The sequence below is a fragment of the Nostoc sp. LPT genome (assembly GCF_017115165.1).
Classification (GTDB): domain Bacteria; phylum Cyanobacteriota; class Cyanobacteriia; order Cyanobacteriales; family Nostocaceae; genus Nostoc.
Genome location: NZ_JABXKF010000123.1, coordinates 77,600 through 90,989 on the forward strand (window position 1 = coordinate 77,600; position 13,390 = coordinate 90,989).

Here is a 13,390-nt window from a genome sequence, read left to right on the forward strand (position 1 = left end):
CCAAATGACTAATGACCAATGACTAATGACTAACACTCAGCACTGTTTATTGAGTCGCTATCATTAGATGAAACCATAACTGGTTGTTGATATAGTGGCACGGTGAATGTGACTGTTGAGCCAAGTCCTTCACCCAAACTATAAAAATGTACCTCGCCGCCCATTGCCTCCACTAGCTTTTGGGATATTGCCAGTCCCAAACCTGTGCCGCCGTACTGGCGAGTGCGGGAACCATCCACCTGAGAGAATAATTGAAATAGTTTATCTTGTTTGTCTAAGGAAACACCAATACCAGTGTCTGCTACACGTACTCTAACCATCCCAGGAAATTGCTGCTCTTGAAAGTTCGCCTTTTTGAGTACTAAATCGGCACTGACGGTAACGCCACCCTCATGGGTAAATTTGATCGCATTACCTACCAAATTGAGCATCACTTGTAGTAACCGTTGGTAGTTGCTTTGGACAATGATTTCATCGGAGGTAGCAGGCATTTGCATCCGAAAGCTGAGGTTTCTCATTTCTGCTTGGGGATGCATGAAACCTTCTACATGACTGAATAGCTCATCTAGCTTGACTGGAGCGTAAGCTAGCTCCATTTTACCAGCTTCGATTTTGGCAATGTCCAAAATATCGTTGATGATATTCAGCAGATGTATCGATAAGTGGTGAGCTTCTGTCAAAAACTGATTTTGTTCTTCTGGATCGTCTGCCATCCCTTCTAAAATCAGCTTCAAAAAGCCAATCATACCGTTGAGGGGAGTACGAATTTCATGGGATACATTAGCCAGAAACTCACTTTTGAGGCGGGAAGCTTCTTCGGCTTTTTGACGCGCTATTTCTAATTCTTCATATAAAGTAGCATGAGCAATCGCAGTTCCCAATTGATCTGCTGCTTCTTTTGCCAATTCTAATTCCGATTCTGTTAATGTATAGCATTCATCCTGCCAATTCAAGGCAACCATTCCATTAGCTTGGTCTTGATAGCAAGTCGCAACTACCAAAGTTTTCTGCCGCCCAGACTCTTTGTATCCAGGCACTTCCATCATAACCGGTTCTAGGGTTGCCAAGGCTTGAGCAAAGGCAGGCTCAGAAGCTATATCTATATCTAAGCCAAGCATTGATTTGAGTTCTGGCTGGCGATATTCAGCCTTCACCTGCACTTTTGAGCTTGAAGGCTGATAAGGACAAATAATGCAGCGTTCTAGCCGCAGTGCTTTCCCCAAACTATCAACTGTTTGCTGCCAAATAATATCTAAATCCAATGTCCGGCGAATATTTCTGGTAATGCGATTTACCAGTTTTTGGTGTTGCTGCGATCGTAAGGCCAACTCTATTTGTGTGGGCGTTTTTGATGCCGCACGCGCTTGTTTTTTATTGAGTGTCGCTTGTACTAAGCGTCCCATCACTAAAACGGTAGTGGCAGTGGTTCCTAAACTTGGCATAATCGGACTAATCACTAAGTCCAACTCAAATAATTCCTTGTGATAGCTAAACCAACACTGAAACCTTTCTGGCACCAGACTTGTCAAAATTCGGTGCAATCGTTCCAAATAAGTAACTTTATCCACCGGGGCAAAGGTTTGCGTCTGGTTCAGCTCGTCAACTATTTTTTCAGTATTTAATCCCAGGAGTTCGCTGTACTGCCAACAAAAGGTCAGATAGCACCCTGCCCCATCTTGCGTATACACCAACTCGGCTCCTAGAGTTGGTAATGAGCCATCAGTCTTACTGGTAATAGATTCCAGATTTTGGGAAAATACATTCGACAATTGGGAATTGGCAGTAATAGTCATTAATTGAGTTGGATAGACAAAGGGTATCCGACCGTAATTTTACTAAAGCCGCTGAAATTTATACATAAATTTTTACAGCTTTTTTGTGTTTTATTGGGTATTTTTTGATGTTCTGAAAACCAGATTGGTAAACTTTACTTTTTTTTACTTGCATTGACAGTTAAATAATGGCGTCAATCGTTCCATTCACCGCGAGGAGGAACAGGAGTACGTACAGGTGTACGCGTTAGTTCGTCATCTCTAAGGATTTCACCCCGTAACCACTGGCGAATCGCCACCTCAATTACTTTGCTTGGGTCATTGGTGAGATGCTGAATTTGCTTTAGTAACTCGGAGTCTAGGCGGACAGCAATTTCTACCTTATCGGCTTGTGTATTTTCCGCTTCGGTAGTTTTCTCTCTCATATTCATAGGTTTATATACTCTGAATTCTTGGAATTGGTTTTGTCTAAAGCTTTGTAAAGTAGTTATATTCATTATTTGGGCTAATTCGCTGAAAAATTTTCAAGGGCACAGTTAAATAGTTCCCTGAAATAGCACCAAAGTAACAGCTTTAAGTTTTAAATCGCATTTTTCATATAACTGACTAGACAATGGCTCTAGAAATTTTGCCGATAGATCAGCGATTGTGGGCAATTACCGATCGCAATTGCCCACGATCCCTACATGATCCCTACATGTACTTATTTACATTTATTGTACGCTCCTAGCTGTTGAATACTAGCAGCGACAAATAGACTTTCATAATATTCTTAAATGTCCACCTATTTAGATCGAAAGTTAAAGATGGGGTGAAGGGAGTGCTGAGTTAAGAGTTAGGAGTTAAGAGTTATTCTCCCCTCTGCCCCACTCAGCACGGGCTAAACCTTAGCTATCCGCTAACGGAACTCGGAACTCAGCACTAAAAGCGGAGCGTCTTGGCTAAGAAAGCATTAAAATACATTAAGTAAATTGCCCTTTTAACTTTGGTTGCTGCTAAGGCAAAGATAGTATATGACTGACGTTCCCGCAGTTCGCATTCGCAATTTTTGTATTATTGCTCACATCGACCACGGGAAATCAACCCTCGCCGATCGCTTGCTACAAGCTACTGGCACTGTTGAAGACCGACAAATGAAGGAACAGTTTCTCGACAACATGGATCTGGAACGGGAGCGCGGCATTACAATTAAGCTGCAAGCTGCCCGGATGAACTACACAGCTAAGGATGGTCAGCAGTATGTGCTGAACCTAATTGATACTCCGGGACACGTGGATTTCTCTTATGAAGTCTCCCGCTCTCTTGTTGCTTGCGAAGGAGCGCTATTGGTAGTAGATGCGTCCCAAGGTGTGGAGGCGCAAACTTTGGCAAATGTATATTTAGCGTTAGAGAATAACCTAGAAATTATCCCGGTTTTGAATAAAATTGATTTGCCAGGGGCTGAACCAGAACGGGTAATTGGCGAAATTGAAGAAATTATCGGTCTAGATTGCAGCGGGGCGATTCTGGCTTCTGCTAAAGAAGGAATTGGTATTGATGAGATTTTAGAAGCAGTTGTCGAGCGGATACCGCCACCACCCAATACGATAAATGAACGCTTACGAGCGTTAATATTTGATAGCTATTACGACAGTTACCGGGGAGTAATTGTGTATTTCCGGGTGATGGATGGCACCGTGAAAAAAGGCGATCGCATTCATTTAATGGCATCGGGTAAAGAATTTGAAATTGATGAGTTAGGTGTCCTTTCTCCGACTCAAAAGCAAGTTGAAGAACTACACGCTGGGGAAGTAGGCTATTTGGGAGCGGCAATTAAAGCTGTAGCTGATGCACGGGTAGGAGACACAATTACCCTCAGTAAAGCAAAAGCAGAGTCACCCTTACCAGGTTACGCAGAAGCGAACCCAATGGTTTTTTGCGGGATGTTCCCCATTGATGCCGATCAATTTGAAGATTTGCGGGAAGCCTTGGAAAAGCTGGAACTCAACGACGCAGCACTGCACTACGAACCAGAAACTTCCAGTGCAATGGGGTTTGGCTTCCGTTGCGGGTTCTTGGGTTTGCTGCACATGGAAATTGTCCAAGAACGTCTAGAGCGAGAGTATAACCTAGATTTAATCATTACAGCCCCCTCGGTGGTTTATAAGGTGATTACCCTCAAAGGTGAGGAACTGTACATCGATAATCCTAGCCGTTTACCTTCTCCCAACGATCGCGAAAAAATTGAAGAACCCTACGTCCAAGTAGAGATGATTACGCCGGAAACTTATGTCGGCAGCTTGATGGAGTTGTCACAAAATCGCCGGGGCATCTTCAAAGATATGAAATATCTCGCCCAAGGACGAACCACCCTCACTTACGAACTACCCTTGGCGGAAGTTGTAACTGACTTTTTCGATCAGATGAAATCGCGATCGCGCGGTTATGCCAGCATGGAATATCACATCATTGGCTACCGTGAAAATCCTCTGGTGAAGCTCGATATCATGATTAACGGCGATCCTGTGGATTCCTTGGCGATGATTGTACATCGAGATAAAGCTTACAACGTTGGGCGGGCAATGGCAGAAAAACTCAAGGAACTAATTCCCCGCCATCAATTCAAAGTGCCAATTCAGGCATCTATTGGCAGTAAAGTTATTGCCAGCGAACATATCCCCGCTCTGCGGAAAGATGTGCTAGCCAAATGTTACGGTGGTGACATCAGTCGGAAGAAAAAACTTTTGCAGAAGCAAGCAAAAGGTAAAAAGCGGATGAAATCTGTAGGTACTGTAGATGTACCCCAGGAAGCCTTTATGGCAGTACTGCGCTTGGATCAAAGCTAATAGAATTCAGGAGTCAAAAGTCAGAATTCAGAATTCAGCTAAATCACGTATTGGCGCTAGAAGTCAAAAATAATGAGTGCTAAAGCCAAAAAGCGCCAAGTGCGTGCGGACAGTTAAGAGCGTTGTCGCAACTTGGCAAGACTTGGCAAATGGAGAAAACAAAAAGCTGGTCTAAACAAATCGATTCTTGATGTTGGCATGGGCATGATAAAGGATGCTCTAAAAGCTAAGTTATCAGATATTGATGGCTTTTTTATTGAGGTTCCTGCTTGTAAAGTTAAGCCATCTCAAACTTGTCCTAAATGTGGTCTATCAAGAAAAGAAAACTTTAGACCAAAGAACTCACGTTTGTCACAACTGTAGATATACTCAACAGCGTGATATTGCTGCTGCGGAAGTTATGCTGCTTTGGCACTCAAATAATCTACAGGGGTTAGGAACTAGCCTCAAAGACGTAGATGATTCTGACTCTACTTCACGTACCCGTAAAAGTGCGGTGATCTTGAAGCAACTAGGTCGCGCGAAACGTCAAAAATCAATCCTTATTGGACTAGATGTAGAAACCAGCCCACGGGCGGAGTAAGGGCTGGTAGTTGATCAAAATCACTGTTAAAAAATCTAAAAATTTTAGTAAAAGTACTCACTGCATTGGCCAGACTTGTATCTTTAGGTAAATGTAGTTTATTAGATATTTATAAAGTGTTGGGGAGGCTAGTAGATGAAGATACTGGTACTGAGTTGGGAGTTTCCACCAAGGATTATTGGGGGAATTGCGCGACACGTGGCGGAGTTGTACCCGGAACTAGTAAAGCTAGGACATGAAATTCACCTGATTACAGCGGAGTTTGGTCATGCATCGATGTATGAGTTAGTTGAAGGAGTAAAGATACATCGAGTGCCAGTGGCATATAGTAATGACTTTTTCCACTGGGTAGTCAATCTCAACCTGAGTATGGGAGATCACGGTGGTAAATTGATTTTAGAAGAAGGGCCCTTTGATTTAATTCATGCCCATGATTGGTTAGTCGGAGATGCTGCGATCGCTCTTAAGCATAATTTTAAAATACCACTAATTGCTACAATTCACGCTACAGAATACGGACGCTATAACGGTATTCACACAGATATCCAAGGTTATATAAATGGCAAAGAAACCTTGCTAGCTTACAATGCTTGGCGAATTATTGTTTGTAGCGACTATATGCGCCAAGAAGTAGAACGAGCGCTCTACAGTCCTTGGGACAAAATCGATGTCATTTATAATGGTATCCGAGCCGAAAAGAAACAGCATCACATAGATTTTCACGCTCTGGATTTTCGCCGCCAATTTGCCACAGACGATGAAAAAATAGTTTATTACCTCGGTCGTATGACCTACGAAAAAGGTGTACCTGTATTGCTCAATGCTGCACCCAAAATCCTTTCCCAAATAGGAGGGAACGTGAAATTTGTAATCGTTGGTGGTGGTAATACTGACCATCTCAAGCGCCAAGCCTGGGATTTGGGAATTTGGCATCATTGCTATTTTACTGGTTTTCTCTCCGATGAATACTTAGATAAATTTCAAACTGTTGCAGACTGCGCAGTTTTTCCGAGTCTTTACGAACCCTTTGGAATTGTAGCTTTAGAAAGCTTTGCCTCGCGTGTACCTGTAGTAGTTTCTGATACAGGTGGTTTTCCAGAAGTAGTGCAACATACCAAAACAGGCATTGTAACTTGGGTGAACAATCCCGATTCTTTAGCTTGGGGAATTTTGGAAGTGTTGAAAAATCCAGGTTATCGCCAATGGCTGATAGATAACGCTTATGAGGATTTAGAGCGACGCTTTAGCTGGCCCAAATTAGCCAAGCAAACCGAGCGAGTATATCAGCAAGTTGTACAAGAGCGATCGCAAATAGCGTGGTAATATAGATCCCCGACTTCTTGAAGAAATCGGGGATCTAAAATTTTATTTAAACTTGCATAAATCTTTAATCAACCTTTGATGAGTATAGCCTTAACGGTAGATTGGGGCTTTTTAGCAATTCGCTATTTTGGTGTAAATGAACGATTTGGTAAAAGAAAAGATTTACAAGGTTTAATTGATGCGGCACATCAAAATATAAGACTATATGGGGTTGCGATCACAAACTATCAGCCATTGACTAAATACCAACGCTGTAGCGCCAGTCGTTGAATTTCGCGCCAGGGAATATTATGCTTTCGAGCTAAGTCTGCACAATCTTCATATTCTGGCTGCACATTTGCAATAACTTTTTCTGGTGATTGCCCTTTCCATGCTATTTTGACACGCACTTTGCCATATTCCGTTTCCACTTGTTGAATTTCCCGTTGTAAAATGGCACGTTGCTGAGTTGTTCGCCGAATGCCCAAAGTTGTAGTTTCGCGGAAGATAACCGCTTCACAACTGAGTAAATTTTCTGGATGACAAATCACAGTTAGTAAAATCCCCGGACGGGACTTTTTCATACCGATCGCTTGGGTAAAAACATCCAGCGCACCAGCCGCAAACAACGCCTCAAACGCATAGCCGATCGCTTGTGGACTTAAATCATCAATTTGGGTTTCTAATACCGAGATGGTTTCCAAATTTGAGCTAGTTTCTTCATAATCACTGAAATTTGACTGTAAACTTGTATTTTCACCCAACCAGAGGCGTAAAATATTGGAAATGGGTAAATTTATAGTTCCTGCTCCCAGTCCTATCTGCTTGATAGCGATCGCAGGTGGTGAACCAAAATCTCTTGCCAAAGTAGTGGCGATCGCAGCTCCTGTTGGTGTTACTAATTCTCTGTCAATGCCATTACTATAAACTGGACAACCCCGCATTTCCCACAGCTTTAATACCGCTGGGACTGGTACTGCCATCTGACCATGTGCAGCGCGAACAGTGCCGCCACCAGTCGGAAACGCCGAGCAGTAAAGCAGGGGCAATCCTTCCTGATTGCTTGCAATCCCCAACCAATCCAACCCCAGGCAAGTACCCACAATATCTACGATCGCATCTACAGCACCCACCTCATGAAAATGAACTTTTTCAGGCGAAATGCCATGCACCGCCCCTTCTGCCACCGCTAGCTGTCGGAATACCGCCAAACTCCAAGCTTCTGCCCGTGATGGCAACTGAGCTTTGAGAATCATCTGCTCTATTTCTGGCAAGTGGCGTGTGTGATGGTGACTGTGTTCGCGATCGTGGTGATGGTGGTGATGATTGTGTACTAAATCCACATGGACTTTAGTCGCCTGCTGACCATTCCGTTGGACAAGTTCTGCCCTTAACTGATATTCCTGTTCAATACCCAACCCATTAAGTTTTGCAATTAAATACTCCACAGGAACACCCAAACTTACCAAAGCACCCAGGCACATATCACCAGAAATTCCTGTCGGACATTGAAGATAAGCGATTTTATTCATAAAAAATTAGTCATTTGTCATTTGTCATTTGTTAAGAGTTAGTAACTCTCTCCCCAGTCTCCAGTCCCCAATCCCCGTCCTATGGCAAAAATTTTCCCAGTTCATCCGGATAATCCTCAAATTCGCCGAATAGAGGAAATAAAGTCGGCGCTCTCTAGTGGCGCAGTCATGCTTTACCCTACTGATACAGTCTATGCGATCGGTTGTGATTTGAATGCCAAGTCGGCGGTAGAACGAGTGCGGCAAATTAAACAGCTAGCAAACGATAAACCATTGACATTTTTATCTCCCTCGCTTTCAAATGTGGCAACTTATGCCTTCGTAAGTGACACAGCCTATCGGATTATGAAACGCCTGATTCCAGGGCCATACACGTTTTTGCTCCCAGCTACGAAGTTAGTACCGCGATTGGTGCAAAGCCCCAAGCGGAAAACTACTGGAATTAGAGTACCAAACCATACTGTATGTTTGGAGTTGCTGGCAGCATTGGGCAATCCGATTATTTCAACTTCAGCACATCTGCCACCAGATGAAGCAGATAATGGCATGATTCGGATAGATCCTGAAACGATTCAGTCGCGGGTAGAGCTATTTGATCGTTTGGACAAGTTGGTAGACATAATTGTAGACACTGGCGAAGAACCTACTTATGAAGTATCTACCATCTTGGATATGACCGGAGACGAAGCAGCAATTATACGGAGGGGTTTAGGTTGGGAAACAGCAGCAGCATGGGTATAAGAATTCCACTTCACAGGCGCACCTTTCCGTTTCGGAAATTGTGATAAAAATAACTCCAGTTTTAAAATTGTCATATTTAAAAGCGATGTCTAGGATGGGCTGAACGGTTACGGCAGTGGATATAAGAGGATGGTGGCAAAACTTGGCACGGTAAGGTATTTGACAACTTTAAGAAAATGGCGGGTACTCGTGTGCCAGCGTTGAGATGGTGGCTTGTGAAAAAACCGACACATTGCCAGAACTGTAACTCTTTCGTATTTCCTATAGTTTTGATATATGAGCTTTAGATGTGAGCATTATATACGGCAAGTCTTGATGGATGAATGCCTAAAGATTCACAAGCCTTGGACGGTCTTGATTGCTGTGTCTGCGTTGTAATTACGGTGCAATACTACTGGAAAAGTCATGAAAGCTAACGTCGTCAATCTACCAAACTCTACACCCATTTTTGACAACCACATTTCAACTGAAGAATTTTCAGATAGCAGCAGCGATCGCTTGATTCAATTGCTGTCTGAGGAAATGCAAGCGCAAGTGAAAGCAACACCCAAGTGTGTAGAAGCTTTAGCAAAGCGCATAGCCGTAGAAGTAGAACGCATTTGTGACAAAAGCTCCCGCATTCAAACATCTGGGGAAATCAAGTCCTGGCAGATGACGTTGGGAAGGCATCGGATGCAAAAGTGCTTACGTTACTACCAACTAGGTTCCAAACAAGGGCGGGTGGAATTACATAGCAATTTGGGTGCTATGGTTTACCGCCATGTAACTATGTCTGGTTCGGAGTTGGGCTTTGATGCTCGTTACAGCCTGATTGAAGATTTTTTACAAGCATTTTATATCGAAGCGATCAAAGCTTTCCGTAGAGAAAACGAACTACCAGAGAATCACACGCCGCGTACTCAGCTGCAATTAGCTGAATACATGGCTTTTACAGAGCAGTATGCCAAACGCCGGATCAATTTACCTGGTGGTGCAAATCAGCAATTGATTATCTTGCGCGCCCAAGGTTTTGCTCGTCGTCAGCCCCAAGAAACTACCGTAGATATTGAAATGGCGGTAGAGTCTGCTAAGGGTGAAGAAGCAGAATCTTACCAGCGCAACTCGGCGGTGCAACAGCTGCGATCGCAAATGATCGCTCAAACTAATTTCGATCCATCTGAAGAATCAGAACGCGATCGCGTCATCACTGAATTGATGAAATATCTGGAGTCTCAAGGTCAATCTGATTGTATGAACTACCTCAGCTTAAAACTTCAAGACCTCTCAGCCCCAGAAATTGACCAAATCCTCGGTTTAACTAGCCGTCAGCGCGATTATCTCCAACAACGGTTTAAATACCACGTCGAAAAGTTTGCCAAACAACACCATTGGCAATTAGTACATCAATGGTTAGGCGCGGGTTTAGAGCAAAAGTTGGGTTTATCTTCCCAGCAGTGGGAAATCTTTGTGAATCAACTCACAGAACAGCAACAGCAAATATTACAGTTAAAAACTGCACGGGAAAACGACGTTGCGATCGCCAAAGCCATCAAATGCACCCCCAAACAGTTACAAAAGCGCTGGACTCAACTTTTAGAACTAGCATGGGCTATCCGCAACGGTCATACTGAGGCACAAACGGGCTAAACCAAAGCAAAATAACTGAATTCATCTAATCTCAGTCTTAGTTACTACATATAATTTTACAAATGATGTAATAATAAGGTGGGTTAAATAACACAAGACTATGAACCCTGTATTTTCTGAACTCTCCAGTCTTTCTAGAGCCGAAAAACTCCAACTGGTAGAGAATTTATGGGATGACATCGCTGCTACACCAGCAGCACTCCCGATTTTAGATTGGCAGAAACAAGAACTAGCCCAGCGCAAAACCAAATATCTGCAAAACCCTACTATTGGTAGTAATTGGGAAGATGTAAAAGCTAGAATTTCTTAAAGGCATGGCTAGACAATTAACTATAGCAATTCTGAATCATTCGTGAGAAAATTCTGAAGTACATAACATAAAAGATATATAGGACTCATATCTGATTTTTGAACAATATTTTAGATAAAACCTAGAGAAAACAGGCTTTTCAGTCTCAGTATGTTTTCAGAAATCAAATCGGAGTCCTAATATATGCTACAAAAATACAGGGCGTAGCTCTGAAGATGCAATTATTGGAAGATTTTATAAAAAATAGCTAAGACAAGCGTGAAATCACGTAAACAATAGCAATTAAAATGCTACTATATAGATACAAGCATAAAGAGATAATACCAGTACTAAGTGTTTTGTCTGGCTTAATCAGTACGTGGAAAAAAGCATTTTTCAAAAATGAAATAGCCCTGGATAATTTACAAGGATAGTTATGGGGATACTGTTTATAGTTTTTTTGGGGTGGTTTTTGATTTCTTTGTTAATTTATAAATTGACAAATTCACGTAAAAGACGCCTAGCCGATGTGATCATCCTGGTTATAATTGTTACAATGTGGCTTGTAAACTATCAATTAGTTGCGTTGATGATGCTATTTGTTGCTGGGTTTAATTACAGTATGGCTACTATACTATATTTATTTGTATCTTTAATAGGTGCATTTCTGAGCAGGAATCTGGTTAGATAACTTTTGGTTCACTGCTCCCCACTAAGAATGTTTTCGACTTCCTCTAAAGCGCGATTACATCCACATTTTCACAATCCCCTTTTAGTTACAAATATTACTTATAAATTTATTCAGTATTTTTTCACGAATGATTTAGGATTGCTATATCCTTTTCCTTGTCCAAATTATTAATACATTTGTATTTATCTAGTACAAAATTACTAAATTATCTTTCTATTTATCTTGTTTGGGTATAGCCAAAATTAAAAATTCATATTAAGCAACTGACTATTTGTTACAGCTTCTGTGAAATCCTATAATAAGCAGGACTTTTGGCACAGGGATTTAGGATGGCTCTGACTCAAGGCGGACGGGCAAATAAGTCTGGTAATATTTTAGAAGCAAATGTAGAAGCAATCTTGAATGGGCATAATTATTTCCAAATAGGGAACTATGTCCCAAAAGAATTTATACTAAATGCTACTTTATTACCAAAACGCTATGGAAAAGAAGTTTATATTGGAACTGGAATTTAATACGTATCTGAAGGTTGATTTTTATGTTGTAGGCTCATCTGTAATGCCATCTGGTTTAATTTTCGAGTGCAAATGGCAAGAAAGCCCCGGTTCAGTTGATGAAAAGTTTCCTTACTTGAACATGAACATTCAGCACTATTACCCTGCACCAACTATCGTAATTTTAGGGGGTGAAGGTATGCGAGAAGGCGCAAGCAAATGGCTGAAAGCAAGAGTTAACGATAACCATAATTTATTAGCAGTTTATAGCTTAGACAGATTCATTGCTTGGGCAAATAAAAATCTTTAAAAGATGTAATTAATAGTTCGTCAACCATGCCTCTATTTTTTATGTTTGAGTTAATTGAACGCGCCGCTTTAATTTTATAGGTTTCAAAATTGATATCAGTATAAATTTTTCTAATAAATTCACTATCAGAATTGCATACCATAACTTTGACACCACGACTTGCTAACTCTGCACAAGCATCTCTTAAAAGTTCTTGGTCTTTTTTACTAAAACAATTTTGACTATAAGCAGTGAAATAGCTAGTGTCACTGATAGGATGGTAGGGCGGATCAAAAAATACAAAGTCATCACTGCTAGTCGCATGATTTAGGACTTCTGTAAAATCTGCTTGTTTAATTTCTGCATGGGAAAGCGCTTCGGAAGCTGCTTTTAATAAAACCTCAGCACAAATATTGGGATTGTCATATCTGCCTAGTGGCACATTGAATTTACCCTGTGAGTTGACTCGATAAAGACCATTAAAACAAGTCTTATTAAGATAAATTAGACGAGCAGCTTTTTCTATATCAGTACCACTAGAGTTGTTTCTGACGCTATAGTAATAATCTTTACCATGTCGGCTTTTATGCTCTTTTAATAGATAAATTAATTCTTCGAGACGATTTCTAACACAACAATAAGCGTTAATTAATTCGGCATTAATATCAGTTAAAATGGCAGCACTTGGTTGGAGATAGAAAAAAACAGCACCACCACCTAAAAATGGCTCATAGTAATTTTTATAACTCTTGGGAAAATAAGGAATATATTGCTGTATTAACCGACTTTTACCCCCTGCCCACTTCAAAAATGGACGCGGGTTAGTTTCCTTTGAGACTTGAATTACCATTTATTTACAATTTAACTGAAAATAATTATGACTAAATAAAGCCAATATAACCGACGAACCAAATTTTAGATTAACTGGCTAATTTTCCAGCCGCATATATTACAATTGAGTAGATAAAGCATATCAAAACAAACGTAAGTATATAACAAGGCAGTTTACATTCAGATGTTTGATGGATTTTGGGATAACGTCTTTCGCTACCCTCGGTACTTAATTAGTATTGTCTTAGGCTTGTTTCTGAACACCTTTGCGCCATTAGTGCCATTATTGAAACGCCCTGTCACCTCGATCGCTATCTTGGGTTTATTTGTGAGCGGCCTAGTCTTCCTTACTTTCACCCTACGGGCAATGTTGGGCTTGAGTACAATCTAGACTAGCGTTATATCGGGGCTATAC

General features: G+C 41.3%; 12 protein-coding genes and 1 pseudogene. 9 read left to right on the forward strand and 4 right to left on the reverse strand.

Going from position 1 to position 13,390, the window contains the following annotated elements:
* Nucleotides 1-29 precede the first annotated feature (29 nt).
* Nucleotides 30-1,793 carry an ATP-binding protein gene (locus tag HWQ58_RS22895; protein WP_292867523.1) on the reverse strand — a complete coding sequence of 588 codons (1,764 nt, stop codon included), beginning with the start codon at nucleotides 1,791-1,793 and terminating at the stop codon, nucleotides 30-32.
* 173 nt (nucleotides 1,794-1,966) lie between these two features.
* Entirely contained in the window at nucleotides 1,967-2,203 is a 237-nt protein-coding gene (locus tag HWQ58_RS22900) for a hypothetical protein (protein ID WP_104909959.1), read from the reverse strand.
* 582 nt (nucleotides 2,204-2,785) lie between these two features.
* On the opposite strand from HWQ58_RS22900, the gene lepA reads away from it, so the two are divergent.
* The 4 genes from lepA to HWQ58_RS22920 all read left to right on the forward strand — a co-directional run bounded on the left by lepA (nucleotide 2,786) and on the right by HWQ58_RS22920 (nucleotide 6,773).
* Nucleotides 2,786-4,597, forward strand: a complete 1,812-nt coding sequence (lepA, locus tag HWQ58_RS22905; protein WP_190891937.1) for a translation elongation factor 4 — start codon at nucleotides 2,786-2,788, stop codon at nucleotides 4,595-4,597.
* A 304-nt stretch (nucleotides 4,598-4,901) separates the two neighbouring features.
* Nucleotides 4,902-5,180, forward strand: a complete 279-nt coding sequence (locus HWQ58_RS38555; RefSeq protein ID WP_366838464.1) for a hypothetical protein — start codon at nucleotides 4,902-4,904, stop codon at nucleotides 5,178-5,180.
* A 135-nt stretch (nucleotides 5,181-5,315) separates the two neighbouring features.
* Complete coding sequence (locus HWQ58_RS22915) at nucleotides 5,316-6,503, forward strand: glycosyltransferase family 4 protein (RefSeq protein ID WP_292867531.1); 1,188 nt, start codon at nucleotides 5,316-5,318, stop codon at nucleotides 6,501-6,503.
* A 78-nt stretch (nucleotides 6,504-6,581) separates the two neighbouring features.
* The gene (locus HWQ58_RS22920) at nucleotides 6,582-6,773 is read left to right on the forward strand and encodes a hypothetical protein (protein WP_292867534.1); all 192 of its coding nucleotides are present in this window, start codon (nucleotides 6,582-6,584) and stop codon (nucleotides 6,771-6,773) included.
* Here HWQ58_RS22920 and larC read toward each other — a convergent pair.
* Nucleotides 6,731-8,014: a nickel pincer cofactor biosynthesis protein LarC gene (gene larC / locus HWQ58_RS22925; RefSeq protein ID WP_292867537.1), complete on the reverse strand. Its 1,284-nt coding sequence runs from the start codon at nucleotides 8,012-8,014 to the stop codon at nucleotides 6,731-6,733. The genes HWQ58_RS22920 and larC overlap by 43 nt on opposite strands.
* A gap of 81 nt (nucleotides 8,015-8,095) precedes the next feature.
* Here larC and HWQ58_RS22930 point away from each other — a divergent pair, with 81 nt between their 5' ends.
* From HWQ58_RS22930 to HWQ58_RS22945, 4 genes and pseudogenes are all read left to right on the forward strand, one after another.
* A complete protein-coding gene (locus tag HWQ58_RS22930) occupies nucleotides 8,096-8,755 on the forward strand; it encodes an L-threonylcarbamoyladenylate synthase (protein ID WP_292775607.1) in 660 nt (219 codons plus the stop codon).
* Nucleotides 8,756-9,160: 405 nt separating this feature from the next.
* The gene (locus tag HWQ58_RS22935) at nucleotides 9,161-10,381 is read left to right on the forward strand and encodes a HetZ-related protein (RefSeq protein ID WP_292867540.1); all 1,221 of its coding nucleotides are present in this window, start codon (nucleotides 9,161-9,163) and stop codon (nucleotides 10,379-10,381) included.
* A gap of 100 nt (nucleotides 10,382-10,481) precedes the next feature.
* Entirely contained in the window at nucleotides 10,482-10,691 is a 210-nt protein-coding gene (locus HWQ58_RS22940; RefSeq protein ID WP_292867543.1) for an addiction module protein, read from the forward strand.
* Between the two features lie 999 nt (nucleotides 10,692-11,690).
* Nucleotides 11,691-12,165, forward strand: a pseudogene (locus tag HWQ58_RS22945) (PD-(D/E)XK nuclease superfamily protein).
* On the opposite strand, the gene HWQ58_RS22950 reads toward HWQ58_RS22945, so the two are convergent.
* On the reverse strand, nucleotides 12,137-12,994 hold the full coding sequence (locus HWQ58_RS22950; RefSeq protein WP_292867546.1) for a DNA adenine methylase: 858 nt from the start codon (nucleotides 12,992-12,994) through the stop codon (nucleotides 12,137-12,139). The pseudogene HWQ58_RS22945 and the gene HWQ58_RS22950 sit on opposite strands and share 29 nt — an antisense overlap.
* A 165-nt stretch (nucleotides 12,995-13,159) precedes the next feature.
* Between HWQ58_RS22950 and HWQ58_RS22955 the strand changes: the two genes are divergently transcribed.
* Complete coding sequence (locus HWQ58_RS22955) at nucleotides 13,160-13,366, forward strand: DUF751 family protein (RefSeq protein ID WP_292867549.1); 207 nt, start codon at nucleotides 13,160-13,162, stop codon at nucleotides 13,364-13,366.
* Nucleotides 13,367-13,390 lie beyond the last annotated feature (24 nt).

Bases quoted from the DNA above. Each gene is read 5' to 3' on its own strand.
- lepA (WP_190891937.1), top strand. From the start codon at position 2,786: ATGACTGACGTTCCCGCAGTTCGCATTCGCAATTTTTGTATTATTGCT.
- HWQ58_RS22915 (WP_292867531.1), top strand. From the start codon at position 5,316: ATGAAGATACTGGTACTGAGTTGGGAGTTTCCACCAAGGATTATTGGG.
- HWQ58_RS22955 (WP_292867549.1), top strand. From the start codon at position 13,160: ATGTTTGATGGATTTTGGGATAACGTCTTTCGCTACCCTCGGTACTTA.
- HWQ58_RS22920 (WP_292867534.1), top strand. From the start codon at position 6,582: ATGAGTATAGCCTTAACGGTAGATTGGGGCTTTTTAGCAATTCGCTAT.
- HWQ58_RS22950 (WP_292867546.1), bottom strand. From the start codon at position 12,994: ATGGTAATTCAAGTCTCAAAGGAAACTAACCCGCGTCCATTTTTGAAG.
- HWQ58_RS22895 (WP_292867523.1), bottom strand. From the start codon at position 1,793: ATGACTATTACTGCCAATTCCCAATTGTCGAATGTATTTTCCCAAAAT.
- larC (WP_292867537.1), bottom strand. From the start codon at position 8,014: ATGAATAAAATCGCTTATCTTCAATGTCCGACAGGAATTTCTGGTGAT.
- HWQ58_RS22935 (WP_292867540.1), top strand. From the start codon at position 9,161: ATGAAAGCTAACGTCGTCAATCTACCAAACTCTACACCCATTTTTGAC.
- HWQ58_RS22900 (WP_104909959.1), bottom strand. From the start codon at position 2,203: ATGAATATGAGAGAGAAAACTACCGAAGCGGAAAATACACAAGCCGAT.
- HWQ58_RS22930 (WP_292775607.1), top strand. From the start codon at position 8,096: ATGGCAAAAATTTTCCCAGTTCATCCGGATAATCCTCAAATTCGCCGA.
- HWQ58_RS22940 (WP_292867543.1), top strand. From the start codon at position 10,482: ATGAACCCTGTATTTTCTGAACTCTCCAGTCTTTCTAGAGCCGAAAAA.